The sequence below is a fragment of the Halobacteriovorax sp. GFR8 genome (genome assembly GCF_050955245.1).
Classification (GTDB): Bacteria; Bdellovibrionota; Bacteriovoracia; order Bacteriovoracales; family Bacteriovoracaceae; genus Halobacteriovorax_A.
In genome coordinates, this window is the sequence record NZ_JBPBLR010000002.1 from 1,857,501 (window position 1) to 1,883,102 (window position 25,602).

At 36.8% G+C, this 25,602-nt stretch carries 23 protein-coding genes; 10 read left to right on the forward strand and 13 right to left on the reverse strand.

Annotated elements, in window-relative coordinates:
- Positions 1-511: 511 nt before the first annotated feature.
- The 7 genes from pheT to ACRXC1_RS09345 form a co-directional block, all read right to left on the reverse strand.
- A complete protein-coding gene (gene pheT / locus ACRXC1_RS09315; RefSeq protein ID WP_433658259.1) occupies positions 512-2,938 on the reverse strand; it encodes a phenylalanine--tRNA ligase subunit beta in 2,427 nt (808 codons plus the stop codon).
- 22 nt (positions 2,939-2,960) lie between these two features.
- Positions 2,961-4,022 (reverse strand): phenylalanine--tRNA ligase subunit alpha, encoded by a 1,062-nt coding sequence (pheS, locus tag ACRXC1_RS09320; protein ID WP_392912617.1) that lies wholly within the window; start codon positions 4,020-4,022, stop codon positions 2,961-2,963.
- 102 nt (positions 4,023-4,124) lie between these two features.
- Positions 4,125-4,637 carry a DUF4416 family protein gene (locus ACRXC1_RS09325; RefSeq protein ID WP_433658261.1) on the reverse strand — a complete coding sequence of 171 codons (513 nt, stop codon included), beginning with the start codon at positions 4,635-4,637 and terminating at the stop codon, positions 4,125-4,127.
- A 1-nt stretch (position 4,638) separates the two neighbouring features.
- Entirely contained in the window at positions 4,639-5,661 is a 1,023-nt protein-coding gene (locus ACRXC1_RS09330) for a bifunctional heptose 7-phosphate kinase/heptose 1-phosphate adenyltransferase (RefSeq protein ID WP_392912613.1), read from the reverse strand.
- Positions 5,662-5,671: 10 nt separating this feature from the next.
- The gene (locus tag ACRXC1_RS09335; RefSeq protein WP_392912611.1) at positions 5,672-6,739 is read right to left on the reverse strand and encodes a glycosyltransferase family 9 protein; all 1,068 of its coding nucleotides are present in this window, start codon (positions 6,737-6,739) and stop codon (positions 5,672-5,674) included.
- Positions 6,736-7,425, reverse strand: coding sequence for a (d)CMP kinase (cmk, locus tag ACRXC1_RS09340; protein WP_433658266.1), 690 nt, complete (start codon positions 7,423-7,425; stop codon positions 6,736-6,738). Before cmk ends, ACRXC1_RS09335 begins: the two co-directional genes overlap by 4 nt.
- A gap of 85 nt (positions 7,426-7,510) precedes the next feature.
- Positions 7,511-8,440 carry a lytic transglycosylase domain-containing protein gene (locus ACRXC1_RS09345; protein ID WP_433658268.1) on the reverse strand — a complete coding sequence of 310 codons (930 nt, stop codon included), beginning with the start codon at positions 8,438-8,440 and terminating at the stop codon, positions 7,511-7,513.
- Between the two features lie 171 nt (positions 8,441-8,611).
- Between ACRXC1_RS09345 and ACRXC1_RS09350 the strand changes: the two genes are divergently transcribed.
- Positions 8,612-10,678: a thioredoxin domain-containing protein gene (locus tag ACRXC1_RS09350; RefSeq protein WP_392912606.1), complete on the forward strand. Its 2,067-nt coding sequence runs from the start codon at positions 8,612-8,614 to the stop codon at positions 10,676-10,678.
- Complete coding sequence (locus tag ACRXC1_RS09355) at positions 10,671-11,609, forward strand: CoA transferase (RefSeq protein WP_433658270.1); 939 nt, start codon at positions 10,671-10,673, stop codon at positions 11,607-11,609. The genes ACRXC1_RS09350 and ACRXC1_RS09355 overlap by 8 nt, the downstream gene beginning before the upstream one ends.
- Here the strand turns inward: ACRXC1_RS09355 and ACRXC1_RS09360 are convergent.
- The 3 genes from ACRXC1_RS09360 to ACRXC1_RS09370 are packed head-to-tail and all read right to left on the reverse strand — an operon-like array spanning position 11,593 to position 14,694.
- Positions 11,593-11,973, reverse strand: coding sequence for an MAPEG family protein (locus ACRXC1_RS09360; RefSeq protein WP_392912602.1), 381 nt, complete (start codon positions 11,971-11,973; stop codon positions 11,593-11,595). The two genes, ACRXC1_RS09355 and ACRXC1_RS09360, sit on opposite strands and share 17 nt — an antisense overlap.
- A gap of 32 nt (positions 11,974-12,005) precedes the next feature.
- Entirely contained in the window at positions 12,006-12,836 is an 831-nt protein-coding gene (locus ACRXC1_RS09365; RefSeq protein WP_433658273.1) for a mechanosensitive ion channel family protein, read from the reverse strand.
- Positions 12,829-14,694 carry a hypothetical protein gene (locus ACRXC1_RS09370; RefSeq protein WP_433658275.1) on the reverse strand — a complete coding sequence of 622 codons (1,866 nt, stop codon included), beginning with the start codon at positions 14,692-14,694 and terminating at the stop codon, positions 12,829-12,831. Before ACRXC1_RS09370 ends, ACRXC1_RS09365 begins: the two co-directional genes overlap by 8 nt.
- A gap of 151 nt (positions 14,695-14,845) precedes the next feature.
- Between ACRXC1_RS09370 and ACRXC1_RS09375 the strand changes: the two genes are divergently transcribed.
- Positions 14,846-15,283 (forward strand): GNAT family N-acetyltransferase, encoded by a 438-nt coding sequence (locus tag ACRXC1_RS09375; RefSeq protein ID WP_433658277.1) that lies wholly within the window; start codon positions 14,846-14,848, stop codon positions 15,281-15,283.
- On the opposite strand, the gene ACRXC1_RS09380 is transcribed toward ACRXC1_RS09375, so the two are convergent.
- A complete protein-coding gene (locus ACRXC1_RS09380; protein ID WP_392912594.1) occupies positions 15,280-15,585 on the reverse strand; it encodes a hypothetical protein in 306 nt (101 codons plus the stop codon). The two genes, ACRXC1_RS09375 and ACRXC1_RS09380, sit on opposite strands and share 4 nt — an antisense overlap.
- A gap of 191 nt (positions 15,586-15,776) precedes the next feature.
- On the opposite strand from ACRXC1_RS09380, the gene argS reads away from it, so the two are divergent.
- The gene (argS, locus tag ACRXC1_RS09385) at positions 15,777-17,543 is read left to right on the forward strand and encodes an arginine--tRNA ligase (protein WP_433658280.1); all 1,767 of its coding nucleotides are present in this window, start codon (positions 15,777-15,779) and stop codon (positions 17,541-17,543) included.
- 4 nt (positions 17,544-17,547) lie between these two features.
- Here the strand turns inward: argS and ACRXC1_RS09390 are convergent, their stop codons facing one another.
- Positions 17,548-18,150 carry a DUF938 domain-containing protein gene (locus ACRXC1_RS09390; RefSeq protein ID WP_433658282.1) on the reverse strand — a complete coding sequence of 201 codons (603 nt, stop codon included), beginning with the start codon at positions 18,148-18,150 and terminating at the stop codon, positions 17,548-17,550.
- Between the two features lie 24 nt (positions 18,151-18,174).
- Here ACRXC1_RS09390 and ACRXC1_RS09395 point away from each other — a divergent pair, with 24 nt between their 5' ends.
- A complete protein-coding gene (locus ACRXC1_RS09395) occupies positions 18,175-19,440 on the forward strand; it encodes a pseudouridine synthase (RefSeq protein ID WP_433658284.1) in 1,266 nt (421 codons plus the stop codon).
- Here ACRXC1_RS09395 and ACRXC1_RS09400 read toward each other — a convergent pair.
- Positions 19,394-20,242 (reverse strand): rhomboid family intramembrane serine protease, encoded by an 849-nt coding sequence (locus ACRXC1_RS09400; protein WP_433658286.1) that lies wholly within the window; start codon positions 20,240-20,242, stop codon positions 19,394-19,396. The genes ACRXC1_RS09395 and ACRXC1_RS09400 overlap by 47 nt on opposite strands.
- A 208-nt stretch (positions 20,243-20,450) precedes the next feature.
- On the opposite strand from ACRXC1_RS09400, the gene ACRXC1_RS09405 reads away from it, so the two are divergent.
- Genes ACRXC1_RS09405 through ACRXC1_RS09425 form a run of 5 tightly spaced genes read left to right on the forward strand, consistent with a single transcriptional unit; the run spans position 20,451 to position 25,576 of the window.
- Positions 20,451-20,885, forward strand: a complete 435-nt coding sequence (locus ACRXC1_RS09405; RefSeq protein WP_392912584.1) for an RrF2 family transcriptional regulator — start codon at positions 20,451-20,453, stop codon at positions 20,883-20,885.
- A complete protein-coding gene (gene sufB / locus ACRXC1_RS09410; RefSeq protein WP_392912581.1) occupies positions 20,878-22,311 on the forward strand; it encodes a Fe-S cluster assembly protein SufB in 1,434 nt (477 codons plus the stop codon). The genes ACRXC1_RS09405 and sufB overlap by 8 nt, the downstream gene beginning before the upstream one ends.
- Before the next feature lie 29 nt (positions 22,312-22,340).
- Positions 22,341-23,099, forward strand: coding sequence for a Fe-S cluster assembly ATPase SufC (sufC, locus tag ACRXC1_RS09415; RefSeq protein ID WP_392912579.1), 759 nt, complete (start codon positions 22,341-22,343; stop codon positions 23,097-23,099).
- 15 nt (positions 23,100-23,114) lie between these two features.
- Entirely contained in the window at positions 23,115-24,356 is a 1,242-nt protein-coding gene (sufD, locus tag ACRXC1_RS09420; protein WP_433658289.1) for a Fe-S cluster assembly protein SufD, read from the forward strand.
- Complete coding sequence (locus tag ACRXC1_RS09425) at positions 24,356-25,576, forward strand: aminotransferase class V-fold PLP-dependent enzyme (protein WP_433658291.1); 1,221 nt, start codon at positions 24,356-24,358, stop codon at positions 25,574-25,576. The genes sufD and ACRXC1_RS09425 overlap by 1 nt, the downstream gene beginning before the upstream one ends.
- Positions 25,577-25,602 lie beyond the last annotated feature (26 nt).

Below are 25,602 nucleotides of genomic sequence, written 5' to 3' on the forward strand. Positions count from 1 at the left end.
TTAAGCTTAAATGGCATCTGACTGATTGAAGTAACTTCAATGATTCAGTTACGTCAGATCTTTCAAAAACCGTTTAAAACTTATTTTGGATTTCTTCTCATCTTGTTTGCTACCTAATAGCAAATCTTTATTACTTTATTTGAATGTCTAAAGAGCTGTCCGAGACTATATGTTCATGTTCAACATGTAAAGTCTTTTTTTAACAATTAAGGAAAAAAATTCAATGTCGTTTTAGCAACGTTGTTTTTGTTTCGTTTGTTGTTTGGAACGAGGGGCATATTATGAAACCCCAATAACTTCGTCAATAGTTTTTTTACTTTTTTTTAACTTTTTTTTCATAAACTTTAATAACAATATTAAATACTTACAGATTATTAATGATACTTAATTTCAACAGTAGGTTGAACTTCTACCAGTTCTATAAACTACTGAAATCTCGAAGCGTTATAAAAATAAAAAAGGCCACTCTCTGAGTGGCCTTCTATCATCGGTAACTATGTAAAAAATTTAACTACTTTTTCAGAGGAAATCCGTTTTTTTCTAACGTCTCTATAATCTTATTAGATGCTTCAGTAATAAACTCACCTGATAAAGTATTATTAGGATCTAAGAATTCACTTCTTACTGTTACAGACTTCTTATCTTCTTGAACAAAGATATCCGCAATAGAAGTAGAAACAAGTTCTTTAATCTTAAGTTTAGAAAGACTATTTAAGATAGATCCAACAGCAACACTATTGTCTACTTCAACAGTACAATCAAAAGTTGATCCAGGAAATTTTGCTAGTGGACTATACTTTGTTTTATCTTTTTGTTCACGTGATTCAAATGCACTCATATTAACGAGAGCGATTGAAACATTTCCTTTAATCTTAAATTGCTTAAGTACAAGCGGGTGTACAGAAAAAATCACACCATCCATCTTTCCTTGAATTCTTAAGTTGTAGAATTCGAAAGGATGAATACCCGCCCACTCTTCATTTATTGCATTACTCTTAAACTTAGGATTACGTTCGTTTAGCTGATAGTTAATATTAGCACTATCAAGTAAGCGAGTTGTATCGTTAAGAAGATCCATGAATGGCGTTGCTTCTTTATCAAAGTACAGAGCACCAAATACACTTTCTTCTTTTACGAAGTCTTTATCATTTGCGTGGTATGTACGGCCGATTTCAAAGAACTTGAAAGAAGAAGAGTTCTTTGCGTTCTGAGCAGCAGCTTCTAGAAAAGAAGGTGCTAGTGATTCACGCATAAGAGATGCATCTTTTGATAAAGCATTAATAAGTTCAAGCCCACCCTTATGTTCGTACATTGCCTTCTTAAGAAGTGATGGCCCAATCATCGGGTAAGTCATAACTTCAAATGCACTTGCATGATTAACCATAAAGTTTTTCATACGACGGTGAAGCTTCTGTGCAGGGCTCAACTTAACAGGTGAAATATCAAGCTTAGGCGATACAGGATCAATATTATCGAAACCAATAATACGACCGATCTCTTCAACTAGACATGAACCTGTTTCAATATCTTTAGTCGCACGATAACTTGGAATATGAGCGACAAAACTTTCTTGCGTTCCCTCAATGTTAAAATCAAGAGCATTAAAAATTCTTTTCATTTCATCAAAAGAAATTTCTTTACCAAGTGCCTTATTAATTTTAGCAGCACTTGATGGAATTGATACCGGCTTAATCTCTAAAAGATTAGGGCCATCGTATTGAATATCACCAACGACTTTAGCTTCTGGGTTTTCTTTTAATACATACTCAAGAGTTCTTAAAAGTGTTCTTTCGAGCATTAGCGAATCAAGAGTCTTTTCATATCTTGAAGAAGAGTCTGTACGTAGCCCTAAGCGAGTTGAAGTTTTTCTAACTTCAGCAGCTTTCCAGTTTGCAACTTCGATAAAAATTTTAGTTGTACTCTCATCAACACCACTATTAAGTCCCCCCATGATTCCGGCTAGAACCAATGGCTTTTCGGAGTCACCAATAACCGTGTCACCTATAACTAGTTTTCTCTTTTCCTCATCAAGAGTTGTAAATTCAGTTTCAGTTTTAAGTGAACTAATCACAACTGTATCACCACTAATCTTTTCACGATCAAAGATGTGAAGAGGAATTCCAAGCTCAAGCATCACGTAATTTGAAATATCAACGATATTATTAATAGGACGTAGCCCAACTGCTTGTAGGCGTCTTTTCATCCATGCAGGAGACTCACCTACTTTTACGTTATCTAAACTAAGACCAAAATAACCAAGACAGCTTGTGCCTTCTTCAACTTTAATTTTGATTGGAGCTGCATCACTTGAAAGCTTTGCTTTTAAATCAGCTGCCCACGAATCAGTGAATGGATTTTGCAATTCATTATCAAAAATTGTTGCAAACTCTCGAGCGATACCAAAGTGCCCCCATAAATCAGGTCTATGAGTTAACGACTTATTATCAACGTCTAATAATACGTCCTTTGTTTGCCCAAATAGCGTAAGCATATTTGTCCCAAGCTCAGGGTTATCAAACATCTTATCGAGTTCGATAATACCTGGTGATTCTTCAGCAAAACCAAGCTCTTCCTCAGAACAAAGCATTCCTTCAGAAAGAACGCCACGGATCTTCTTAGGCTCAAGAGTCAGGCCATTAGGAAGAGTAATTCCAAGTGGAGCATAAGCAGTACGCATACCAATGCGAACATTAGCAGCACCACAAACAACTTGAAACTGATCCTTACCATTTGTGAAAGTCACAAGATTTAACTTATCTGCTTCAGGGTGCTTTTCTTTTTCTAGAACTTCAACAACAGTAATGGCCTCGAGATGATCTCCTACAGATAAAACATCTTCAACTTCAGCTGTTGCTAGTGTGAACTTTGAACCGATTTCATTTGCGTCTAAGTCTGGAACCTTAACGAAATCTTTAATCCAATCAATACTAATTAACATATAAATTCCTTAAAACTATTTTCTAATATTCTTTAAATTGTGAGTTAAATCTCAGATCACCAGATTGAAGGTGGCGGATATCATCAATTCCGTACTTCATCATAACCAGACGATCTAGCCCTAGACCAAAAGCAAAGCCATTGTACTCTTCAGGATCAATTCCACCTGCTCTAAGAACATTTGGATGAACCATTCCACATGGAAGAAGCTCTACCCAACCAACTTGCTTACAAACAGAGCATCCCTTTGCATTACAAACCTGACATTTGATATCAAGCTCAAAGCCTGGCTCAACAAATGGGAAGTAACCTGGACGGAGTCTAACTTCCACGTCCTTCTTAAAGATCTCAGTTAAGATTTCTTTCATGAAGTAAATCAAGTTAGATACAGAAATATCCTTACCAACCATCATTCCTTCTAATTGTTGAAATACCATCTCGTGAGAAGCGTCTGTTCTCTCACAACGGAAAACTGTCCCAGGAGCAATAAAGCGGAAAGGAGGCTTACGAGATTGCATCCCACGTACTTGAATCGTTGAAGTGTGCGTACGTAGTAAGTGCTTATTGCCTTCTGGCGACTTTTCATCTTTAAACCAAAAAGTATCTTGCATATCACGTGCAGGGTGATCACCTGGGATATTTAAGGCCTCAAAGTTATAAAACTCAGTTTCAATATGTGGGCCATCTAATACTTCAAATCCCATAGATAAGAAAATATCTTCAACTTCTTGTTGCACAAGAGTTCTTGGGTGAAGTCCTCCATGATTATTGTTCTTAGATTTAACAGCATCAGTAAAAGTAATATCGATTTTATTCTTACTTAGCTTTTCATTAATCTGAGCTAGCTCGATTTCAGAAAGCTTCTTAGCAACAAGCTTTTCAATATTTTGCTTAATTTCATTAGCAACTGGCCCGATTTCTTTTCTTTGCTCAGGAGTAGCATCCTTAAGCGACTTTAAAATTTCAGATACTGCCCCCTTCTTTCCTAAGTAGCTAGACTTAAGTGAAAGCACTTCCGGTTGCGCATTTAATGTTTCAAGTTCTGTTTGAAACTTTCCATAAGCTTCATTTAGCTTATCAATCATAATCCCACCTATTCGACGATTTATAAACATTCAATAATAACCTTGGGAGTTTTTCATGCGGTGTGCGAAAAAGCAAGACTTGGAGGGTCAGTAATTAGCTAATTAGACCAATAAAAATGAGCGCATCCAATTGAACTTAGAAATGATCTCAGGGTGCTTATAGTCAGGGTATGTCCACGATAGGGTCTCATAAGACTTTCCTTGAAATTGATAAGTTAATTCAGCAAAAACTCCATCTCCTAAATAGATGCGGTGAGAGTATGGCTTTCCACTTGAGAGTAATACTTGATCCAAGCAAATTAGACCTGGATCAATATTGAAAGTCCTACCAAGCTCATTGAGATGTGCCTTCTCTAGAGCATCACACTCCTTCTTGATATCTACTAATTCAGTTCGTTCAAGAGATTCAGGATAGAAAAAAAAGCAGCGTTTGAGGAGACTCCCCATTTCTTTGCTGTAATAATCCTTCATTGGAAAGAAGTCATGGGTGAAAATAATAGGATCAGAGTACCTTGGCCCAAGTAGATTAACGATTTCACCTGGGCCAATTTTGTCCTCTTGATAGAGAACGCTAAAGAAAACTAGTGCCTGAGTGGCATTTCTTAAATCACTCACTCTACTTCATTTTCTCTTTTAAAACATTGTAGTAGTTACTTAGCTCTTCGATATTAACAGTTGCTGTTCCAACCTTACCAACAACAACACCTGCGCCACAGTTTGCAATCCAAGCGGCTTCTTCTAGACTCGCTCCCGCCTCTAAGCATGCAACGAGAAGAGAGATTGTTGTATCCCCCGCTCCTGAGACATCGTAGACTTCGTTGGCAACAGTTGGGATCATATGAAGCTTTCCATCACCTAAAGTATCAAGCATTGCCATTCCTCGCGCACCAAGCGTGATAATGATTTTTTCAAGCTCTAGCTTATCAACAAGAATCTCTGCGATCTCTTCAACCTGAAGCTCCTGAGCATAGCCTAAGAGATTTGCCATTAGTTTCGCCTCGAGGTGGTTGGGCTTAAGAAGTGAGACTCCTTTATAATATAGAGGAGGAGTTGTGCGACTTGGATCTACGGCCACAAGACTTTTAGTCTCCTTAAATTCACTAACAAGACGAGAGATTAGAGATTCTGTTAAAACACCTTTTGAGTAGTCTTCTAAAATAAGTGCACCGTGGTTTTCTTTAAGTTCATTAATACGAGCAATAAGTCTTTTTTCAACATCTGCATTAATAGGCTTCTTTGATTCATAATCGATACGACAAATTTGTTGATGATCTGTGACGATTCTTTCTTTGAAAACAGTAGGTCTTTCATCACAACGGACAACTCCCCAAGTTGAAAGCCCTGCTTCTTCTAAAAGGTCTTCTAAGACATTTGCGTTTGCATCATCACCCATGACACCACATAGAGTTGAGTTAACTCCTAGAGTTTTTAGGTTTTCAGATACGTTGGCCGAAAGTCCAAGTTTGTGCCATTCTTTTTGAACTTCAACAAGAGGTACTGGAGCCTCTGGAGAAATGCGGTTAACAACACCAGATGTATATTTATCAATCCCAACATCTCCAACAACAAGAATTGGCTTAATGCTGGCGAGGTTGGCAATGATTGTATTAAAACGTTCAGATGAAATTAATTTTGTCATAGTATTTCCATTATTTATTTAAAATTGATTTTGCTATTTCAATAACTCTGTCTTCTTCAATTTTGGCCATACAGTCATAATAAGGGCAATCCATTCCTGCACACTTATCAGACTCTCCACAAACAACATTCGGTGTAACTGTTTTAATCTCAGTCTCCCCTTTTGGCTTCCACCTTAAAGAAGAATGACTTTTAATCGGCGAGTAAATCCCAATTAAAGCAACTCCCAAGGCTGCGGCCATGTGTGTGGCACCAGAGTTTGGACCGATAAAAAGTGTAGCGTGTTTTAAAATATTTAGAAAGTTAACAATGCCTCGTTTTTTACCATTGAAGTAGTAGATATTCTGATCATTATAATCTCTAAGCTCATCTCTAACAGGATTAACGTAGCGTAAATCTGAAGGGATATGAGAAATGATGAAATTAAAACGATTAGGATAAATACCATTAATACGCTTAATAAACGTTGCAATATTTTTGGCCGGCCATGGCAGGTTATTATTTGATACACCAGGGTGAACAAAGACCATCTCCTTTTCAGGATCAAGGCCCTCTCCCTTTATTAGTTCTTTAAAAGAATTGAAATCATTCTCGTTTACATTGAAGTTAAACTCAGGAATATACTCTTTATCTTCAATTGTAATAAAATTATCGAGATCACGAAGTAGCTCAATATTATAGAAGGTTTCATGTCCTTCAACTTCTGAGCGTATTTGTCGAACTCCGCGATTTAGGGTGAAATTGGCCTGCCATTTCGCAAGATGTCCTCCACGAAAGGGAACTTTTTTAAGCCAAGCAACAAAATTTGGAGTTTGTGATCCACCTGCGTAGAGATAAACATCAGGCTTAAAGTCATTGAAGACCTGAAGCGCACGCTTTACCTTAAATGGATAAGACCGCTTCTTATCCAGAACATATACTTTATCGATATAGGGATGATCTTTATAGAGTATAACTGAAGTCGGCGATGTGATAATTGCTACAGTCGCATTTGGATCCATTTCTTTTATGGCCTGGGCCATTGGCATTGTAAGAATATTCTGGCCAATGGCGTCTGTGCGACTGATTAAGTATTTCACAACTCTATTCCAACCTCTTTTGCACGAATTTTCACATTTTCTTTTAGTGTCGAAATCACCTTGTCGATATCCATTTCACTAGTATCAACAAGAGTTGCATCATCGGCTTTCACAAGAGGGGCCACTTCACGGCCCATATCTTTATCATCACGCTTTTTTACATCACGCTTTAATTGATCAAGGTCGATATCATGTTGACCTTTTTCGATTAGCTGATCATGTCTTCTTTGTGCACGAATATCGATTGATGCAGTCACAAAGAACTTTGTAAAAGCATTAGGAAAAACAATCGTTCCAATATCACGACCTTCCATCACGCAAACTTTTTCATCTGCGATTGACCTTTGAAAATCTAAAAGCATTGTTCTCACAATAGGTATTTGCGAAATTATCGAAGCAAGCTTAGAAACGTGGTGTTCTCTAATCTTTTGAGATAGGTCCACACCATCTACTTTAACGAGTGCGTCAGCTAGTCCGTATTCGAGTTTAATCTCTTTTAAAAATGATTCTACTGCCTCGTGGTTTTGAAGGTCAATTCCCTTCTCATTTGCAGCAAAGGCTAAGGCGCGAAACATAGCGCCAGTGTCGATATAAAGGATACCTAGTTCCTTGGCCAACAACTTAGCGACAGTTGATTTTCCGCTCCCACTTGGGCCATCAATTGCAATAACTGATGAATATGTCATACAACTTCCTTATTCGTGTAATTTATAAGGAATGAATATAGCAATTTTTAAAAGCTATTTGAAGTTGAAAAGATGACTCGCTGAATTACGAGTTTTTTGCAAAGCGTGACTTAGAAGGCCCTTTCTTAGCAATTTTTTCGTCAAGATTTGGAACGATATCCATTCCGAGGTAATAATTAAGATCAAATTCGTGATTATTTTTGTGAAGGATTGACTCGACACCCAGTGAGCGTGATCGTTTATTTAATGTTTCAACTGCAGCCAGCAGCTTCTTATAGTTCTTCTTAACTTTGTCGTAGTAAACGTTTTTGATTCCAACAGGACGATTAAAACGTAGACTCTGCCTCACAAACCCCGGTCCCATATTATAAGCAACTGTTGCGTAGCGATAAAGACCAAACCTCTTATAGAGACGACTAAGATAATATACACCAAGTTCCATATTTACGTGGGGAACACGAAGAATCTCAATAATATCATCTTTATTAAGTGATCTTTTTAGAAGTTTATGAAGGAAGACACCTGTCTTTGGCATAATTTGCATTAGCCCCTGGGCCTTTACGTAACTCTGGGCAGTTGGATTAAAATGACTCTCTGTCCAAGCAATTGAAATAACCCATAGCGGATCAAGTTGCCTTTCTTCTGCAAAGTGTAGAAGTGAAGAAATGTATTTCTTGGCCCTAACATTAATAGGATGCTCCATGTGAGCAATTAATGTGTCCTCAAGAGTCTTTTTATCAATCGACGAAAGGAATCCAAGGTGTAGGCTTTTGAAGAAGGGATTAGTCTCTTTGAAATTATAACTATTGTAAGGTGTATAAACGTGATTATTTGAATTTATTGATGAAAGGATACCTAGGTCACGGAAGTTTGTGCTTGTAGGAGTCCAAAAGAAATCAAAAGAAAGCACAGCCGCAAAGGCACAAAGTCCTAACGTGAGCAATGATTTTGCATTCGTACAAAAAGTACTGAAATGTTCAAGATGTGAGCTATATCGCTCACTCGGTGCTTTCATATGATGGTCTTTTACCGCTATTGAACCTGCTCGTCTAGTTAAAAGAAAATTATAATGCGAGGCACCGGAAATAATTTCAAAAACATTCATTTAATTACAGGATTTTGGGAGGTTATCCTTTAATTTTTAAATATTTCACGCATAATAGATATATAAATTTGAGGAGTAAGAATGACAGATATTGGATTTAACCGATTAAAAGATGAATCATCAACATACCTAAAGCAACACAAAGACAATCCAGTTCACTGGTATCCTTGGGGACCAGAGGCCCTTTCTCGTGCAACAGAGGAAAATAAACCTATCTTCCTTTCAATTGGATACAGCTCTTGTCACTGGTGCCACGTAATGGCAGAAGAGTCTTTCTGCGATGAAGAAACTGCAAAATATCTAAATGAGAACTTTATCAATATTAAAGTTGATAGAGAAGAACACCCAGATATTGATAACTACTATCAGCAAGCGTGCCAATTATTTACAAATGGTGGCGGCTGGCCTCTAAGTGCCTTCCTACTTCCAAACCTTAGACCTTTCTTTGTTGGAACATATTTTCCAAAAGAGGCCAAGGGGAAAGCAACTCCATTTATGGAAGTTTTATCTGAGCTAATTAGAGCATATAAAGATGATAACGCTACAGTTACAGAGAATGCTAATAAAGCATTTGATGCAATTGAAAAAGGCTTTATCTCACCAGAGAATGTTGACTTCCAAGGTCACTTTCCACATCCAAACTCAGTTCTCGATGTTCTTGAAAAATTTAAAGATGAGGAGAATGGTGGTTTTGGTGAAGCTCCAAAGTTTCCTCAACTTGCTTTCTATGAGTGGGCCATAGAGCAAATGCTTGAAGGCGTTGTAAAGAAAGAGCATGGTGAGCACATTGTAAAATCATTAGAAAGAATGTTAATGGGTGGTGTTTACGATCAAGTACGTGGTGGTCTACATCGCTACAGTACTGACAATAAGTGGACTGTTCCACATTTTGAAAAGATGCTTTATGATCAAGCTGGTCTTCTAAAGCTTCTTGCAAAAGCAAGCATGCTCTACCCTTCACCACTTGTGTTCGATGGAATCTTTAACACACTTGAGTATCTAAAAACTGAAATGCTTAATGAAGAAGAAAACTTCTTCTTCTCTGCACAGGATGCTGACAGTGAAGGTGTTGAAGGACTTTACTTCACTTACACAGAACAAGAGTTTGAAGATGCTTTAGGAAGATTTGATACAGAAGATGAGTCACTAACAAAGAATCTTGATAAACTTAAAGATTGGTTTGGAGTTACTCAAAAAGGTAATTTTGATTCAGGACTCAATGTATTAACAATTAATCATGAAAAAGCACAAGAGATCTTCACAAGCGAGTCATGGGATCTAATTAGAAATGCAAAGAAAGCACTTCTTAATGAAAGAAAGCTTCGAATTCCTCCAATGACTGATAATAAAGGAATTGCTAGTTGGAACTTCCATATGATCACAGCACTATCAGATGTTATGCAATACACTCAAGTTCCGGCCATTAGAAATGCGGCAAGTATGTTATTTAACCGTGTTGTGGAAGGTACTTATAAGAAATTCTTAGAAACAACTCCAAACGGAATGCGTCTACGTCACACGACAACTCGTCCAGTTGGTGCTTCTCTATTAGAAGATTATGTTCTCTTTGCTGAGGCCCAACTTAGAATTTATGAACTTAGTGGTAACCCAGTCTTTAAGGCAAACCTAAAAGACACACTAGGGTTTATCTTAAAAGAGTTCTTAGTAGATGGCCGTCTTAAAACACGTGCTCTAAGAGATAATGATATGGAGCTATATCCAAATCAAAATTTTACAAGTTTTGATCAGTCATTTAAGTCTCCAGTCTCTACTCTTATAAAACTGATTAGACGAGCTAGTGTTCTATTTAGTGATATCGATATGCTTGAAGAGATTAAGCCACTAATGGAAAATACGACTCAAGATGTTCTGAAAAACCCAGCAGGTTCTGGTGAAGGCCTTAGAGCACTTAGCTATCCAGCAAATGCATACAAGGTAATTAAGTGTCCTAAAGAATGGCTTCAAAACCAAGAGTTCGCAGGATTTATTTGCTACTTCCTACCAAGATTTGTTTTTGACTTCCATGAAGACAAGGGACAGAGATGGGAAATTTGTGGAACAAATGAATGTGAGATGACTGGAGAAGGCTTAGACAGCTTTATTGAAACTCTAAAGCCAAATCAGGCACAGGGCCAAGCGAATGAGTAATACTCAGGGAAGTCCACTTACAGGCAAAACAATCATTGATTTTTCACATCGCCTACCAGGGCCTCTTGCAGGAAAACTTCTTGCAGGCCTTGGCGCAAATGTCATTAAGATCGAAGATGCAAAATTTAAAGATCCTTTTATCTATGGCCTCTTTGCTGAAATGGATAACTCATTTCCAAAATGGTACGAAGAGTTAAATGAATGTAAAACAGTAAAGCGCTTCGATTTTAAAAGTGAAGAAGATATTAAAGAGATTCAAAAACTTGTTTTTGAAGCAGATGGAATCATTATGGGAATTCCAGGTAAGATTCAAGACAAGCTTGGGATCTCTGTTAAAACAATTGAAGAAACAGTAAAACACAGTTACGGAATCGTTATTCCGAAGGCATCAAAAGAGCATATGAGCCATATGCATGACTTAAATGCCCTAGCAATGACAGGTCTTCTAAGTCTTCATCTAAGAAATATCAACTCAATTGAAGATGTCGCTCCTCCGTTTTTGCCTCTTGCAGGTATTAACTTTGGACAAAAAATGGCCTTTGATCTCCTAGGTGCAATGTTTAAGGCACAAGAGACTAAGGATGTACAAATCATTGAGTCTTACTTATACGAATCAACTCAAGAAGTTTTTGATGCTTTCTGGCCTAAATCTATTAGAGAGACAGATCACAAGTTTCTCCATAACGGACTATACCCTTGCTACAATATTTATCAGACTAAAGATCATGAATTTGTTGTTATGGCATGTGTTGAAGAGAAGTTTTGGCAATCGTTTAAAGAAGCCTTTAAGTTTGATTCAACTGATGATGAGAGATTTGAAACAAGTGGAGCTATCCATAAGAGACTAAAAGATCTTTTTTTCTCAATGACTGCCCAGGATGTAAGAAACAGCCTAGGCGATCTCGATATTTGTATTAACGTAATAAAGTAATACTGATTCCAATTAAAGATAAAAGAATAATGCTGGTACCGAAGAATCGATAGAATGAAGTACCAGCACTCTTTGTAAGTCCAATAAAGTGAGATACTCTCGATATAATTAATGCTGATAAAAGAATATGAATCCCAACTAGAGAGATCGCCTCTTTTTCAATTGCAAAATAAGTTAACAAAAGAATGAATGGAACATACTCAGAGAAATTCCCATGAATTCTAATGGCCTTATTCATATCGGCCACTTTCCCGTGTCCAAGGCCTACACGATGTTTCCAACGGTTGCGAATAACGTTTAACGTAACAATTACATAAAGCAGTCCAAGTACACCGCAATAGCGAAAAAAGATTTCCATTTCCATATCAACTCCTTACTTTTCTTAAGAATAAGAAATTATGACTCAGAAAGTAGTTGATCGGCAAGTTCCTCTTCTTTTAAAGCTTCATAGAATCTCTTCGTAATATCCGTCACAAAGGCCTTCTCGTAAATTGTTTCAAGAACATATGCTTTAACTGTCGCCTTTATACCTATACCATGTTCAAATTTTTCTGTTGAAACCACAACTTTCAAAGGTTTTTTCAAGTAAGCATAGCGAGAAGTTGAAGTAACTTCCTCTAGTAATGAAATCATGCGAGCAATATCGCAGTTATTCTTGAAGTAAAAATAGCTACAAACCATCATATCTCGTTGCCCGGAGTTTGCTGAAGCAACATTCTCACTCAGGAACAGATTATTAGGGATTGTTACAGTCGAATCTTCTAGTGTTTGTATTCGGACAGAGCGAAGACCAATTTGGATAATGTCACCATAGTTATCTCTAAATAGAATGCGATCCCCTACTTGGAATGGCTTATCAAAAATTAAGATGATACCTGCAATGATTGATGAAATAAGATCCTTAAGAGAAAAGCCAATGGCCACTGCACCTGAACCAAGAAATGCATAGATCATCTCCTGACTAGGGTTTAGAGTCACATATAATAACCAAAAGGTACCAAAGATATAAATCATATGGGTTATGATTGTATTAACTTGAAGTATCGATAAGCGATAGAATGGGATTTTGATTGCAAGATACTGTAAAGACCAAGAGACAATTCTAACAATGATAAAGAGAGTTAAAAAGCCCACTAATAAGCTTAAAATCATTTCAGGGTTTAAAGAGTCAAAGATACTTGCCATCTTCTGCGTCTTTGCAATTGTATCAGTCACTGCATCATTCATAGATAAAATTCCTCTTTAATAAAATTGTCTTAATATCCACTAGCCAATCTTTTCTAATATGATAAAACTCTCCATCACGACTAAGGATTCCTTTACCAAGACCGGTTTTAAGTGCGTAATTTACAATTTTTTCACTTAGGTCGGTAGTGGCCATAATTTCAGTAAAACTTAGATGCTCATGAGATAAGATACTTGAATAAACAAAGAGTGATTCGTCTGTTAAGGCTTCAACCTCGTGTATTGACCTACGTTGTGGAAGATGTAGCTCAATTGTTTTATCATTTACATGAGAAATTGACTTAAGCCATGTATTCACAGCGGCCTGAGGATTCCCACCTGTTTGCTTTGCTAAGATTCTAAAATAAATATCCTGAGCATTTTCAAGAGATCTTTCGGCACCAAAGTGGGACATAATTTCAAACAGCTCTTCGTTAAAGCGAATACCTAAACCAGTTGGCTCATGCCTCTTAAGAATAAGTTCTTTTAGTTCTTCTTTATTCCATGGCCTGATATAGATCGTATCCGAAGACAGCTCATACTTATTATAAATATGCTTAATAAGATTTAAAGAATTACTATTCCAAACCGTAAACCAAAACACATTCTTTGATGAGCTATTGATAACTTTAAAAAAAGCGTCGAAGGCCTTAAAACCATGAAACTTTGATAAGAAGAGGTTGTGCGCATTTTTAACAATAACAAATTTCTTCTCTTCTTCACTGCCTTTGTCGACAAAATTTTCTAACCTTTTTAAAAGGACTGACTCTTCAACAATTTTTTCACTTATATCTAGTTTAAAAGATGTTACAGAAGAGTAGCGTTTTAAGATCTTATCAAGAACGTGATTCTTACCACTTCCCGACTCACCAGAAAACGCGAGATGATAGGAACTACTTGTACCATTAAGCCAACTATCGATACGCTCATAGGCCAAAACAGCAGGATCAGGCTTTCTTGTTATCTCCGTACCATTTTCTCTTTTAAAAATTTCAATATAGTCACTTGGGACTTCATAATCAGTAAAAACTTCATCTCTAAGACTTTCCAGATGTTGCTCTAAAATTCCAGACAGCAGATTCTTTGCCCATTCCTTGTCATTATTGGCAAGAAAGAACATTAGGTAGAATGAGTAGAGTAAAGTATAGAGATAAAGAAATACTGGGAGAAGGTAGCGAATAACATGTTTAGAAATATGCTTCTTTGTTAACAGCATTGATGGTGGAACAATCTTTGGGAGGATTAACTCTGCGTAGTTGTCATACCGAAGTAAGATGATTGTATAAATAACAAAGAAAATAATTGTTATAATATTGTGTCCAAGAAATCCTGAAAATAGATTATAGAGTAAGATAAAGAAAAAAGTTGTAATCGTGATAATGTAGCGAAGCTTCTTGCTATCCTTAATGAAGTCCTTATTCACTTTTTTAAAGTAGACCTGAAAGTTATAACGAAGGAAGCTATGAAAGTAGCCAATATTTATATAGAGAACATAAAGGGCCAAGATATTTCTAAAAACATGCAAGAAGAGTTGAAAGTCTTCTCTTTCGAATTTTAGTAAGTAGAGATTAAAAATATCTAAAGCACTAAAAGCAAATAAGTAATACAAATTGAAGTCAAAAAATCTGAAAACATATTTTCGTGCATCAACTTTATTCTCTCCACCTCTTAACATAATAGTTCTTATCAGAAAGAAAATTATACGAACGACAATAATAACGGCAAGAAATAAAAAGAATGAGCGCATGGGCCAAGCAAGAATAAAGTTATCGATAGTTGCTATAACACCAGTGAGTTCTTGATTTAAAAAGTGAAAAGCTTCGGCCACGGCCTTTTGAATCTTTATAATACTAAATTTCATATTTCTATTATAGAGTTAGCTGATCATTTTCCCACAACTATTATTATTGAAAGAGTAAAAAAAACTAAAATCTAAACTTAGACGATCAGGTAATACGGGGTAAGCTTCTTTATTGTGACAAAAATTCATTTGTTTGGTATAAAGTCCCTCTATGATCGTAAAAAGAATCCATTTGAAAGATACATTTAAAATTCGTCGCGCAGTGTTAGGCATTGAAGGCAACGAGTCCAGCTATAATTTCACTGGAGATAATGAATCAGATACATTTCACTTAGGTGCATTTGTCGACAATAACCTTGTATCAGTTGCTTCTTTTTTCTTTAACCCAAACCCAAACTTTAATATTGATAATCAGTATCAACTACAAGGTATGGCAACTCTTGAGAATCACCGTAAACAAGGTTTTTCAAGGGAGCTACTAAATGTTGCCTTCCCTATCATTAAGCAAAACTTTTGTAATTTAGTATGGTGTAATGCCCGCATTGAAGCTAGGCCATTTTATGAAAAGCTTGGTTTTGAAGTATTTGGAGATGAGTTTGATATTGAAGGAATTGGACGTCATATCTTAATGTCTCGTGAAATCAATTAATCCTTACAATACGAATCAATCCTCGACTTATGCATTAACTTAGTCTGGCCTTTAAAGCATTCTTTTTGACCACTATACTTTTGAATCACCATACAATTCATATCTTCTCGAATATCGCAATTTCTCAAGGAAAGATCATTAACACAGGCAAAGTGCTTTCGTCTTTTACCACATAAGTAGATAAGGTTTGGGCCCTTAAAAAGGCCATTACCAATACTTGATTCAGTATTGTACTTTCGATATTCCTCCGCTTCTTTTTGCTCTCTTAGCTGCTTTTTTTGAAACTCTTCAATCGGTGTCATAGCATCATCCGCCAACACAGGCAGACCTGTGCCTATAGCAAAATATATTGAGCTAAATATAATCATTAGAAGTCTAGTAGAAATGAACATATGAAATTACTTTTCCTAAACAATTAGTAAATTATTTATTATAATATGATGATAACATACATAGACTAGACTGCAGCGCAGCAAAATACGGTGATTATTTAATGGAAACGAATACGATTTTAGCAAGACTTACAGATATCCTAGAAAATGCATTCTCATCTGCTTATCCAGATGCAGAGTTCAAGAGAGAAGAGATTTACTCATCAATTGGACAGGCCCCAAATATTGAAATGGCCCACTATGCTTTTCCTGTATTTCGTTTTGCCAAGGCCCTTAGACAAGGCCCACCTCAGATAGCAGCTGCAATTCTAGAAAAAGTAGACCTAGAAACAAACTCTTCAATTATAAAAGATCTTAAAGCACAAGGCCCATATCTTAACTTTACCCTTACAGCAGATGCGTACTTTGAAAGTCTAATCGGAGAAATTCGCACAGGTGAATTCTTTAAGAAAGAACTAACAAAGGGTGAAGGGAAAACAATGATTGAGTACTCGCAACCGAATACTCATAAGGAACTTCACGTGGGGCATATGAGAAATCTATGTCTTGGTAATGCTCTTGTTCGAATTAAACAATACTGTAGCGTTGATGTTCACCCAGTGACGTATCCAGGAGACTCTGGAACTCACGTAGCAAAATGTCTTTGGTATTTAAAATATCATAATCAAGACACAATCCCTGAAACGAATAAGGGTGAATGGCTTGGACGAATTTACACTCTAGCTAATACCAAACTTGAAAATGAGCTTGGAAGCGATAAAGAAGATGATAACCGCACTAAGCTTACAGAGATCCTAAAGCAACTTCACGCAGAAGAGGGAGAATTCTTTGATCTATGGCAAGAGACTCGTCAGTGGTCAATTGATCTCATGAAGAAAACATATGCTTGGGCAGATGTTGAATTTGATCGTTGGTTCTTTGAATCAGAAATGGATGCTCCATCACTAAAAATCTGTAATGAATACTATGAGAAAGGTATATTTATCAAAGATGATGGTGCTATTGGAATGGACCTTAGTGACGACAAGCTTGGCTTCTGTATTCTGATCAAATCAGATGGAACGGGCCTTTATTCAACGAAGGACGTTGCTTTAGCAATTAAGAAATTTGAAGAATATGGTGTTAAGAATAATATCTACATCGTTGACTCACGTCAGGCCTTCCACTTTAAACAAGTCTTTAAAGTTCTTGAGCATATTGGTTTTGAACAGGCCAAAGACTGCTATCACCTACCATATGAAATGGTTGAGCTGACAGATGGTGCCATGAGCTCACGTAAAGGAAATATTGTTGCCCTTACTGATCTTATCAATAATATGGAAAATAAAATTAAGGAAGATTACCTTAATAAGTATGCTGGAGAATGGGATCAGTCAGAGATCAATGAAACAGCAACAAAGATTGCCAATGGTGCAATTAAGTATGGAATGATCAAGATTGATAATAATCGTAAGATCGTTTTTGATATGAATGAATGGTTAAAGCTTGATGGAGATACTGGGCCATACCTTCAATATGTCTATGCACGTATTAATTCACTACTTAAGAAACAGGGCTTTGATAAATCCGAAACTCTTGAGCTTTCAAATGCAAGTTCACTTGTTGAAACAAAAGAATTTGAACTAATGCAAAAGCTATCACTATTTAATGATGTTGCAATTAAGTCTCATGAGCAAAATAAAACAAGTCTACTGACAACTTACCTATTTGAGCTTGGTAAATTATTTAATAGTTTCTATGCAGCTTGCCCGATTGCTTCAAGTGAAGATTCACTTAAGAAAGCTCGCCTTGAACTTGCTTATGCAACAAGTGAAATAATTAAAACAGGTCTTGGGATTCTAGGAATTCAAGTACCGGAAAGAATGTAATCCATCATTTAGTAAATATTAAAAGCTGATTATTAGCTGGCATTGCAATATCTTCTTTTAGAAAGACACCTTTCTTTAAGAAGTTATTGCAAATATCTTCAAAATTACGAATTCCACTTTGAGCATCTCGCTCTTTTAAAAAAGCATCAAATTGTTCATTAGACGGACTTGTAAAACTTCCGTGATACTTGAATGGCCCGTAAACAAACAAAGTGCTATTCTCATCCATTGCTGTGGCCAAATCCTTAATAAAGGTCTTTGCGGCCTTCCAAGGCATGATATGGAGTGTATTAGCTGTGTAATAGAATTTCTTTCCCGTCTCCAGCTTATTAAAACCAGCTTCATAAACAAGAGGGCCTTTAAGGTTTGGTAAACTCTTTTGGTAATGAGATAAACATGTCTTTAAAATATTTTGATTGTCTCTAATTTCAGATGTAATAAAATCAATTTGTGGGAATGCTTTAGCAAAGTGTACACTATGCTGACAAGTCAGAGATCCAATCTCAAGAAACTCTCCTTTATCGCTACTGCTTAAATAAGGTGTAATAACCTCAAGAATAGGGCCTTTATTTCTTTCACATGCTTCAGAATTTGGTAAATCGTTCATAGTAAACATGATACAATACTTTCAGTGAAAAAAAGAATAAAAATCCGTCTATCTGCCAATGATATCGTCTTTGAAGATGATAACTATATTGCCTTAAATAAAAAGGCGGGCTGGCCTGTACATAAAACTCTCGATCGTTTTCGAGATAATTGCACAGACGCACTAGCTAGTTTTTTAAAGAACCGAAGTGATGGAAATGATCAGTACCTCGTTCTAGCTCATCGACTTGATGTCGAAACGTCTGGGATTCTTTTATTTGCCAAAAATAAAGAGGCCAATAAATATCTTCAAGAACTCTTTAGCTCTCATGATCCGCAAAGGATAAGAAAGAGTTACTTAGCTATCTGTAGCGGGGTCTTTAAAAGGCCAGAAGGAAGAATTGAAAATTTCCTAAAAGCAAACCGAGTAGGTCGAATCGAGAAGATGGTTGTCGTTAACTCTGGTGGAAAAAAGGCCATTACAGACTATAAAGTTATCGAAACTGATAAGCAGTACTCATTAGTCGAGTTTACGATTCTAACTGGTCGAAAACATCAAATTAGGGCCCATGCAAAAGAAATTGGACATCCAATTTACGGCGACCCAATATATTCAAACTCGAAAGACCAAAGTGGACAAAGACTCTGTGCTTATAAACTCAGCTTCCATGATAAGTTTTTGCAAAAAGAAATCAACTTAGAAATCACTCCTTCGTTTGACCTCCATAGCTTCAAAGAAGCAGTAAATAGTGGTGAACACCAATATATTATCTTTAACAAACCATACGATGTCCTCTGTCAATTTGGCAAAGACCACAGAGACCAGCTAAGTCTTATTGACTACAAGCTACCAAAGGAAGTTTACCCTGTTGGCCGCTTAGACAAAGACAGTGAAGGTTTATTAATTCTCACTAATGATGGGAAGTATAAGAACCAAATGGCCAATGCTGATAGTAAGGTTGAAAAAACTTATATTGTTCAAGTTGACGGCGATATCACGCCAGAAGCAATTAAAGAGCTAAAGCATGGTGTTGTGATTAAAGGTAATTACAAAACTAAGCCAGCAAAAGTTAAAAAGTTAATAGACTTTCAAATTGAAGATCGTGTCCCACCAGTGCGTGTACGCAAGACGATTCCAACATCTTGGATTGAAGTACGTATTTCTGAAGGACGAAATCGTCAGATTCGTAGAATGTGTGCGGCGGTTAACTTCCCTACCCTTAGGTTAATTCGAATCGCTATAGGTGACGTGAAATTAGGCGATCTTAAGGTTGGTGAGTATTCTGATTTCGATCCATCAAAGCAAAAATAACACCTAAAATAGCACCACTCACAAGTCCGCCACCGTGGGCCCAATTGGCCATCTTAAAGTTAAAAACATCAAAAAAACCTAAAAAGAGCCATCCCACCATGAGAACAATATCAGATGTTGGAAGCTTAAACTTAAAATCTGGATTCAATCTTGAGTATGGCCATAGGAAACCCAGTAGGCCGTAAACCACACCAGATAACCCTCCAAACATTCCAGGCGACATTACGGCCTGTAGGATATTTGAAGAAATTGCAGTAAACAGTAAAAGTATAAATAAAAACACACTCCCCTTTGTTACTTCAATGAGCTTACCCAATTCTTTCCACCACAACATATTGAAGAAGATATGGATGTAGCCAAAGTGGATAAAGGCAGGAGAAAGAAGTCTCCAGTACTCACCTTTATTAATATCCGCAAAGGCATCAACTTTAGAAGTCGAAAAGAGAAAGAGATAATAGAGGTTTTCATTTTTTAGAATCCAACCAAAGATGAAAACGATTACACATAAGGCCAAGATTATAATTGTCGTAGGTCCCATACTTAATGATTGAACATATTGCCAGTTTTTATCTACCTTTGTTGGTTTGACCCCTCCAATGTAGACGCGGTAAACATCACGGGCCTCTTGTAATTGATTTAGGTCCACTACAAATAAATGATAGAAGTCGTTCTCATATTCTTTTGTAATATGGATACCTTGACGAATTAGTTGTGCTTCAATTTGGGCAACGATCGACTCATCACGTAAAGAACCAATATACTTGAGGCGTTTTAAGTTAATTTCCGAATCATGTTCACTCATAAGACCATTTTCCTACAAAGCTTGATAAAAGTCGATCTTACATAAATATTATGGAATTGAGGTGTGATTCGACCTATATATTTGCTAAGATAGAGTTAAATAAGTTGTTTTTTGACTTATTTTACGTTATTTAAAAGACATAACGTAAATTATTAATAAAAGGCGATACCTAAGGTATTTAACTCGTCACAATATAGGTGTGTTAAGCATGTTTAAAGTTAGTAAAAAAACAGAATATGCCCTGACAGCTCTAAAGCATATGCAAGAGCATGGACACACATGCGCCGCAAATCTCACTTCGGCCAGAGAAATCTGTGACATACACAAGATGCCTTTTGACCCAGTATCTAAAGTTATGCAAAAGCTAAATGGATACGGAGTACTCTCATCAATCAAAGGTATAAAAGGAGGCTACTATCTTAGCCGTCCCCTATCTGAAATCAATCTCTTTGAAGTAAGTAACTCAATCGAAGGAAAGATTACTGATTCTGATTGTGATGCTCTTAAGGGCAAATGTACGAAATACTTAAATTGCGAATTAATTACACCAATAGAAAAGCTTAACTCTCACGTTAATCACCAGCTGATTAACTTGTCGCTTGAAGAGTTATTAATAAATAAGGCAGGATTCACACATGAGTGATACACAATTAACAAAGTCAGAATATAAGTATGGCTTCTTTACAGACATTGAAACTCAAGAGTTCCCGAAGGGTTTAAATGAAGACATCGTAAGGATGATTTCGGCAAAGAAGAATGAGCCAGAATGGTTACTTGAATATCGTCTGAAGGCATTTCGTCTTTGGAAACAGATGCCAATGCCAAATTGGGCAAAACTAGAAATCCCAGAGATTGATTTTGAAGACCTGTATTATTATGCGGCCCCAAAGTCGACAGAAAGTGCTCCTAAGAGTCTTGATGATCTTGACCCAGAGCTTTTAGCGACTTTTGAAAAGCTAGGAATTCCTCTATCAGAACAAAAAAGAATTTCAGGTGTTGCCGTAGATGCAGTTTTTGACTCTGTTTCAGTTGGAACAACATATAAAGAAGAACTAGAAAAAGTTGGCGTTATCTTCTGCTCAATTTCAGAAGCAGTACAAGAGCACCCAGAACTAGTTAAGAAGTATCTAGGAACTGTTGTTCCGCCTGCAGATAATTTCTATGCAGCACTAAATGCAGCAGTATTCTCAGATGGATCATTCGTTTACATTCCAGAGGGTGTAACTTGTCCAATGGATCTTTCAACATACTTTAGAATTAATGCAAAAGAGACAGGACAATTCGAAAGAACTCTTGTTGTTGCCGATAAAGGAAGTTACGTAAATTACCTTGAAGGCTGTACAGCTCCTCAAAGAGATGAAAACCAACTTCACGCGGCCATCGTTGAGCTAATCGCTCTTGATGATGCAGAAATTAAGTACTCAACTGTTCAAAACTGGTATGCCGGAGATGAGCAAGGTAAAGGTGGTATTTATAATTTCGTAACGAAGCGTGGTAATTGCCTTGGAAAGAACTCTAAGATCTCTTGGACACAAGTTGAGGCAGGATCAGCGATCACTTGGAAGTATCCTTCTTGTAACTTAATTGGTGATAACTCACAGGGTGCTTTCTACTCAGTTGCACTAACTAATAACAAAATGCAGGCCGATACTGGAACAAAGATGATTCACATCGGTAAGAACACAAAATCGACAATTATTTCAAAAGGTATCTCAGCAGAAGCTTCTGAGAATAATTACCGTGGACTCGTTAAGGTTATGCCTTCAGCAATTGGTGCAAAGAACTACTCTCAATGTGACTCAATGCTTGTTGGTTCTAAGTGTTCTGCAAATACATTCCCATATATTGACGTAAAGAATAATACGGCAACTGTGGAGCACGAGGCTTCGACTTCAAAGATTTCTGAAGATCAGCTTTTCTACTTACAGCAACGTGGAATGGATATGGAAAAATGTATCTCAATGATCGTAAATGGATTCTGTAGTGAAGTTTTTAAAGAGCTTCCACTAGAGTTCTCTGTTGAAGCAGTAAAGTTAATTGAGATGAAATTAGAAAATTCAATCGGATAAAATTTAGATTTATATATAAAGGGAAAAAAATGAGCTTACTTACAGTTAAAGATGTTCACGCAAGAGTTGAAGAAAAAGAAATCCTAAAGGGAATTTCTATTGAAGTTAAACCAGGTGAAGTTCACGCAATCATGGGACCTAATGGTTCAGGAAAGAGTACTCTATCAAAAGTAATCGCTGGTCACCCATCATTTGAAGTAACAAGCGGATCAATTGATTACAATATCAATGGGAAACAAACAAACCTACTAGAACTTGAACCAGATGAAAGAGCGAAGAATGGTATCTTTCTAGGTTTTCAATACCCTATTGAAGTTCCAGGTGTATCAAATATTGATTTTCTTCTTGAGTCATTTAACGAAGTATCAAAATCTCAAGGTGCTGCCGAAATGAAAAAAGAAGAATTCAGAGAATTTCTAAAACCAAAGCTAGAGCTTCTTGAAATGAGAGAAGAATTCCTAGACCGTCCTGTTAACACTGGTTTTTCTGGTGGTGAAAAGAAGAAGAATGAAATTCTTCAAATGGCCGTTCTAAATCCAAAGATTGCTCTTCTTGATGAGACAGACTCTGGTCTAGATATCGACGCTCTTAAAATTGTTGCAAAAGGTGTTAATGCTATCAAGTCAAAGTACAATGGTATCGTTCTTGTAACTCACTACCAAAGACTACTAGACTATATCGTTCCTGATTATGTTCACGTACTAAGTGGCGGGAAAATTATCAAGTCAGGTGGAAAAGAGTTAGCTCTTGAACTTGAAGAAAAAGGTTACGACTGGTTAACAAAATAAGGACTAGGATTAATAATGAATATCCAAGAATTAACAGACCAATATTTAAATGACCTAGCGGGATACGCAAAGTCAGATTCAAATAAAGAAGCCTTAGGAAATTTTAAGGCCCGCGGACTTCCACATACAAAAATGGAAGACTGGATCTATACTAAGCTTACAGATGTATTACCTGAAAAGTTTACTGTAACGACAGAAAAAGCAATGCTTAAGAATGTTAAGGTAGCTGGTAAGTACCAGATTGTTCTGCTTAATGGGCAATACTCGAAGGCTGATTCATTCTTTCCAGAAGAAGTAACAGTAGACCAAAAGGCACTTGTCGCAAATGAAGCAAATTGTGATCAAACAGATATTTTTGCCATGCTTAATGCTTCAGCAGTTGAAAACATTATTGAAATCAATGTACCTAAGAATATAAGTGTTGATGATGTGATTTCAATTGTTCACATCTCGGACTTCGACGGTGAATTTGCTCTACCACGTATTCATGTAAACGTTGATCAATTCTCTAAAGTAAGCTTTGTTGAAATTTTCACTGGAAGCGATAAGGCATATAATATCAATGCTGTCTCTAATTTCAAAATTGCAGAAGGTGCAAATGTTGGCCACGTTAAAGTACAAACTGATGGTGTAAATGCATTTCACGTAAGTAGTGTAAATGCTGACATTGCAAAAGATGCACATTTTAAATCGTTTACTTTCACAACAGGTGCAAAGAAATCACGTAACGAGATGAGAGTTCGACTAAATGGAATCGGAGCGACAGCAAGTGTTGATGGCCTATACGCTCTTAGAGGTGACCAGCACACTGACAACTTCTCTCTAATTTCACATATTAAAGAAAGAACTGATAGCTCTCAGCTTTTCAAGGGTGTTCTAGACAACAAGGCCCGTGGTGTTTTTACTGGTAAAGTTCTTGTTTGTCGTGACGCTCAACTTGTAAACTCGGAGCAGTTAAATAAGAACCTCCTTCTATCTAAAGGTGCACACGTTGACACTCGTCCACAGCTTGAAGTTTATGCTGACGATGTAAAATGTGCCCACGGTGCAACCGTAGGACAAATGAGTGACGAAGAAGCTTTCTACCTTCAATCACGTGGCCTATCAAAAGAGCGCGTGCAAAAGCTACTTATTCACGCATTCTGTTCAGATGCAATCACAAAGATTGAAGATGAGAAAATTGAAAAATTCTTAAGTGATATTCTATTTGAATCATTTGAAAAAAATGCTTTTGATGAAATGGAAAAGGAATCTTAATGGCCTTTGAAATTAACGCTATTAGAGCGCAATTTCCACAATTAGAAAGAAGAGTACATGATAAGCCGCTTATCTACTTAGATAATGCTGCTTCAACTCTTAAGCATATCAATGTGATCAATGCTATAAATGAGCACTACACACATGATGTTGCCAATATTCACAGAGGTGTTCACTACCTAAGCGAATTTGGAACAATTAAGTATGAAGAAACTCGCGATGCAATACAGTCTCTGATTAACGCAAACTCGAGATGTGAGATCATCTTTACAAAAGGAACAACAGACAGCTTAAACTTAGTTGCAAGCTCTTTTATTCCTTACTACTTGAAAAAGGATGATGTCATCCTTATCTCAACAATGGAGCATCACTCAAATATTGTTCCTTGGCAAATTCAGGCCGAAAAGATTGGTGCAAAAGTAAGAGAGATCCCTATTACGGATGAAGGTGACATCAATGAAGAAGCCTATATTAAGCTTCTCGAAGAAGGTAATGTAAAACTTGTTTCCATGGCCCATATTTCAAATAGCCTTGGAACAGTTAACAATATCAAAAAGTATATTAAGTTAGCACACGACAATGGAGCTTACTTCTGCGTTGATGCTGCCCAATCAATTGCTCATGAGAAAATTGATGTTCAAGACCTAAACTGTGACTTCCTTGCCTTCTCTTCTCACAAGATGTTTGGCCCAACAGGGATCGGTGCTCTTTATGGAAAAGAGAAGCTTCTTGAATCAATGCCTCCTTATCAAGGTGGTGGAGATATGATCGATATTGTAACAATTGAAAAGACAACATATAACGATCTTCCACATAAGTTTGAAGCAGGTACTCCTCATATCGCAGGAGGTATCGGGCTTAAGCCGGCAATTGACTTCATTGTAAATTGTGATCTTGATGTTATTAAAAACTATGAAAAAGAACTTCTCGACTATGCAACACAACAAATTCTTGAAGTTGAAAAGGTTCGCCTAATAGGTACGGCAAAAGAGAAGGCTTCAGTATTATCATTTGTTGTTGAAGGCGCTCACCCTCATGACCTTGGAACACTTTTAGATCGCCAAGGTGTTGCAATTAGAACGGGTCACCACTGTACTCAACCTTTAATGAAAAGGTTCGAAATCACAGCTACTGCAAGGGCCTCATTCTCGTTGTATAATACAAAAGAAGAAATTGATAATTTTATAAAAGCACTACATAAGGCCATTAACTTCCTATAGGAAGCTAGGGCAACAAAGGTAAAGTA

Excerpts from the sequence above, each read along its gene's own strand:
- pheS (WP_392912617.1), bottom strand. The coding sequence starts at position 4,022 with ATGATTGATAAGCTAAATGAAGCTTATGGAAAGTTTCAAACAGAACTT.
- ACRXC1_RS09380 (WP_392912594.1), bottom strand. The coding sequence starts at position 15,585 with ATGACACCGATTGAAGAGTTTCAAAAAAAGCAGCTAAGAGAGCAAAAA.
- ACRXC1_RS09345 (WP_433658268.1), bottom strand. The coding sequence starts at position 8,440 with ATGAAAGCACCGAGTGAGCGATATAGCTCACATCTTGAACATTTCAGT.
- cmk (WP_433658266.1), bottom strand. The coding sequence starts at position 7,425 with ATGACATATTCATCAGTTATTGCAATTGATGGCCCAAGTGGGAGCGGA.
- ACRXC1_RS09425 (WP_433658291.1), top strand. The coding sequence starts at position 24,356 with ATGGCCTTTGAAATTAACGCTATTAGAGCGCAATTTCCACAATTAGAA.
- sufB (WP_392912581.1), top strand. The coding sequence starts at position 20,878 with ATGAGTGATACACAATTAACAAAGTCAGAATATAAGTATGGCTTCTTT.
- ACRXC1_RS09360 (WP_392912602.1), bottom strand. The coding sequence starts at position 11,973 with ATGGAAATGGAAATCTTTTTTCGCTATTGCGGTGTACTTGGACTGCTT.
- ACRXC1_RS09355 (WP_433658270.1), top strand. The coding sequence starts at position 10,671 with ATGAGTAATACTCAGGGAAGTCCACTTACAGGCAAAACAATCATTGAT.
- ACRXC1_RS09365 (WP_433658273.1), bottom strand. The coding sequence starts at position 12,836 with ATGAATGATGCAGTGACTGATACAATTGCAAAGACGCAGAAGATGGCA.
- ACRXC1_RS09405 (WP_392912584.1), top strand. The coding sequence starts at position 20,451 with ATGTTTAAAGTTAGTAAAAAAACAGAATATGCCCTGACAGCTCTAAAG.
- sufD (WP_433658289.1), top strand. The coding sequence starts at position 23,115 with ATGAATATCCAAGAATTAACAGACCAATATTTAAATGACCTAGCGGGA.
- ACRXC1_RS09390 (WP_433658282.1), bottom strand. The coding sequence starts at position 18,150 with ATGAACGATTTACCAAATTCTGAAGCATGTGAAAGAAATAAAGGCCCT.
- pheT (WP_433658259.1), bottom strand. The coding sequence starts at position 2,938 with ATGTTAATTAGTATTGATTGGATTAAAGATTTCGTTAAGGTTCCAGAC.
- ACRXC1_RS09370 (WP_433658275.1), bottom strand. The coding sequence starts at position 14,694 with ATGAAATTTAGTATTATAAAGATTCAAAAGGCCGTGGCCGAAGCTTTT.
- ACRXC1_RS09400 (WP_433658286.1), bottom strand. The coding sequence starts at position 20,242 with ATGAGTGAACATGATTCGGAAATTAACTTAAAACGCCTCAAGTATATT.
- argS (WP_433658280.1), top strand. The coding sequence starts at position 15,777 with ATGGAAACGAATACGATTTTAGCAAGACTTACAGATATCCTAGAAAAT.
- sufC (WP_392912579.1), top strand. The coding sequence starts at position 22,341 with ATGAGCTTACTTACAGTTAAAGATGTTCACGCAAGAGTTGAAGAAAAA.
- ACRXC1_RS09330 (WP_392912613.1), bottom strand. The coding sequence starts at position 5,661 with ATGACAAAATTAATTTCATCTGAACGTTTTAATACAATCATTGCCAAC.
- ACRXC1_RS09375 (WP_433658277.1), top strand. The coding sequence starts at position 14,846 with ATGATCGTAAAAAGAATCCATTTGAAAGATACATTTAAAATTCGTCGC.
- ACRXC1_RS09350 (WP_392912606.1), top strand. The coding sequence starts at position 8,612 with ATGACAGATATTGGATTTAACCGATTAAAAGATGAATCATCAACATAC.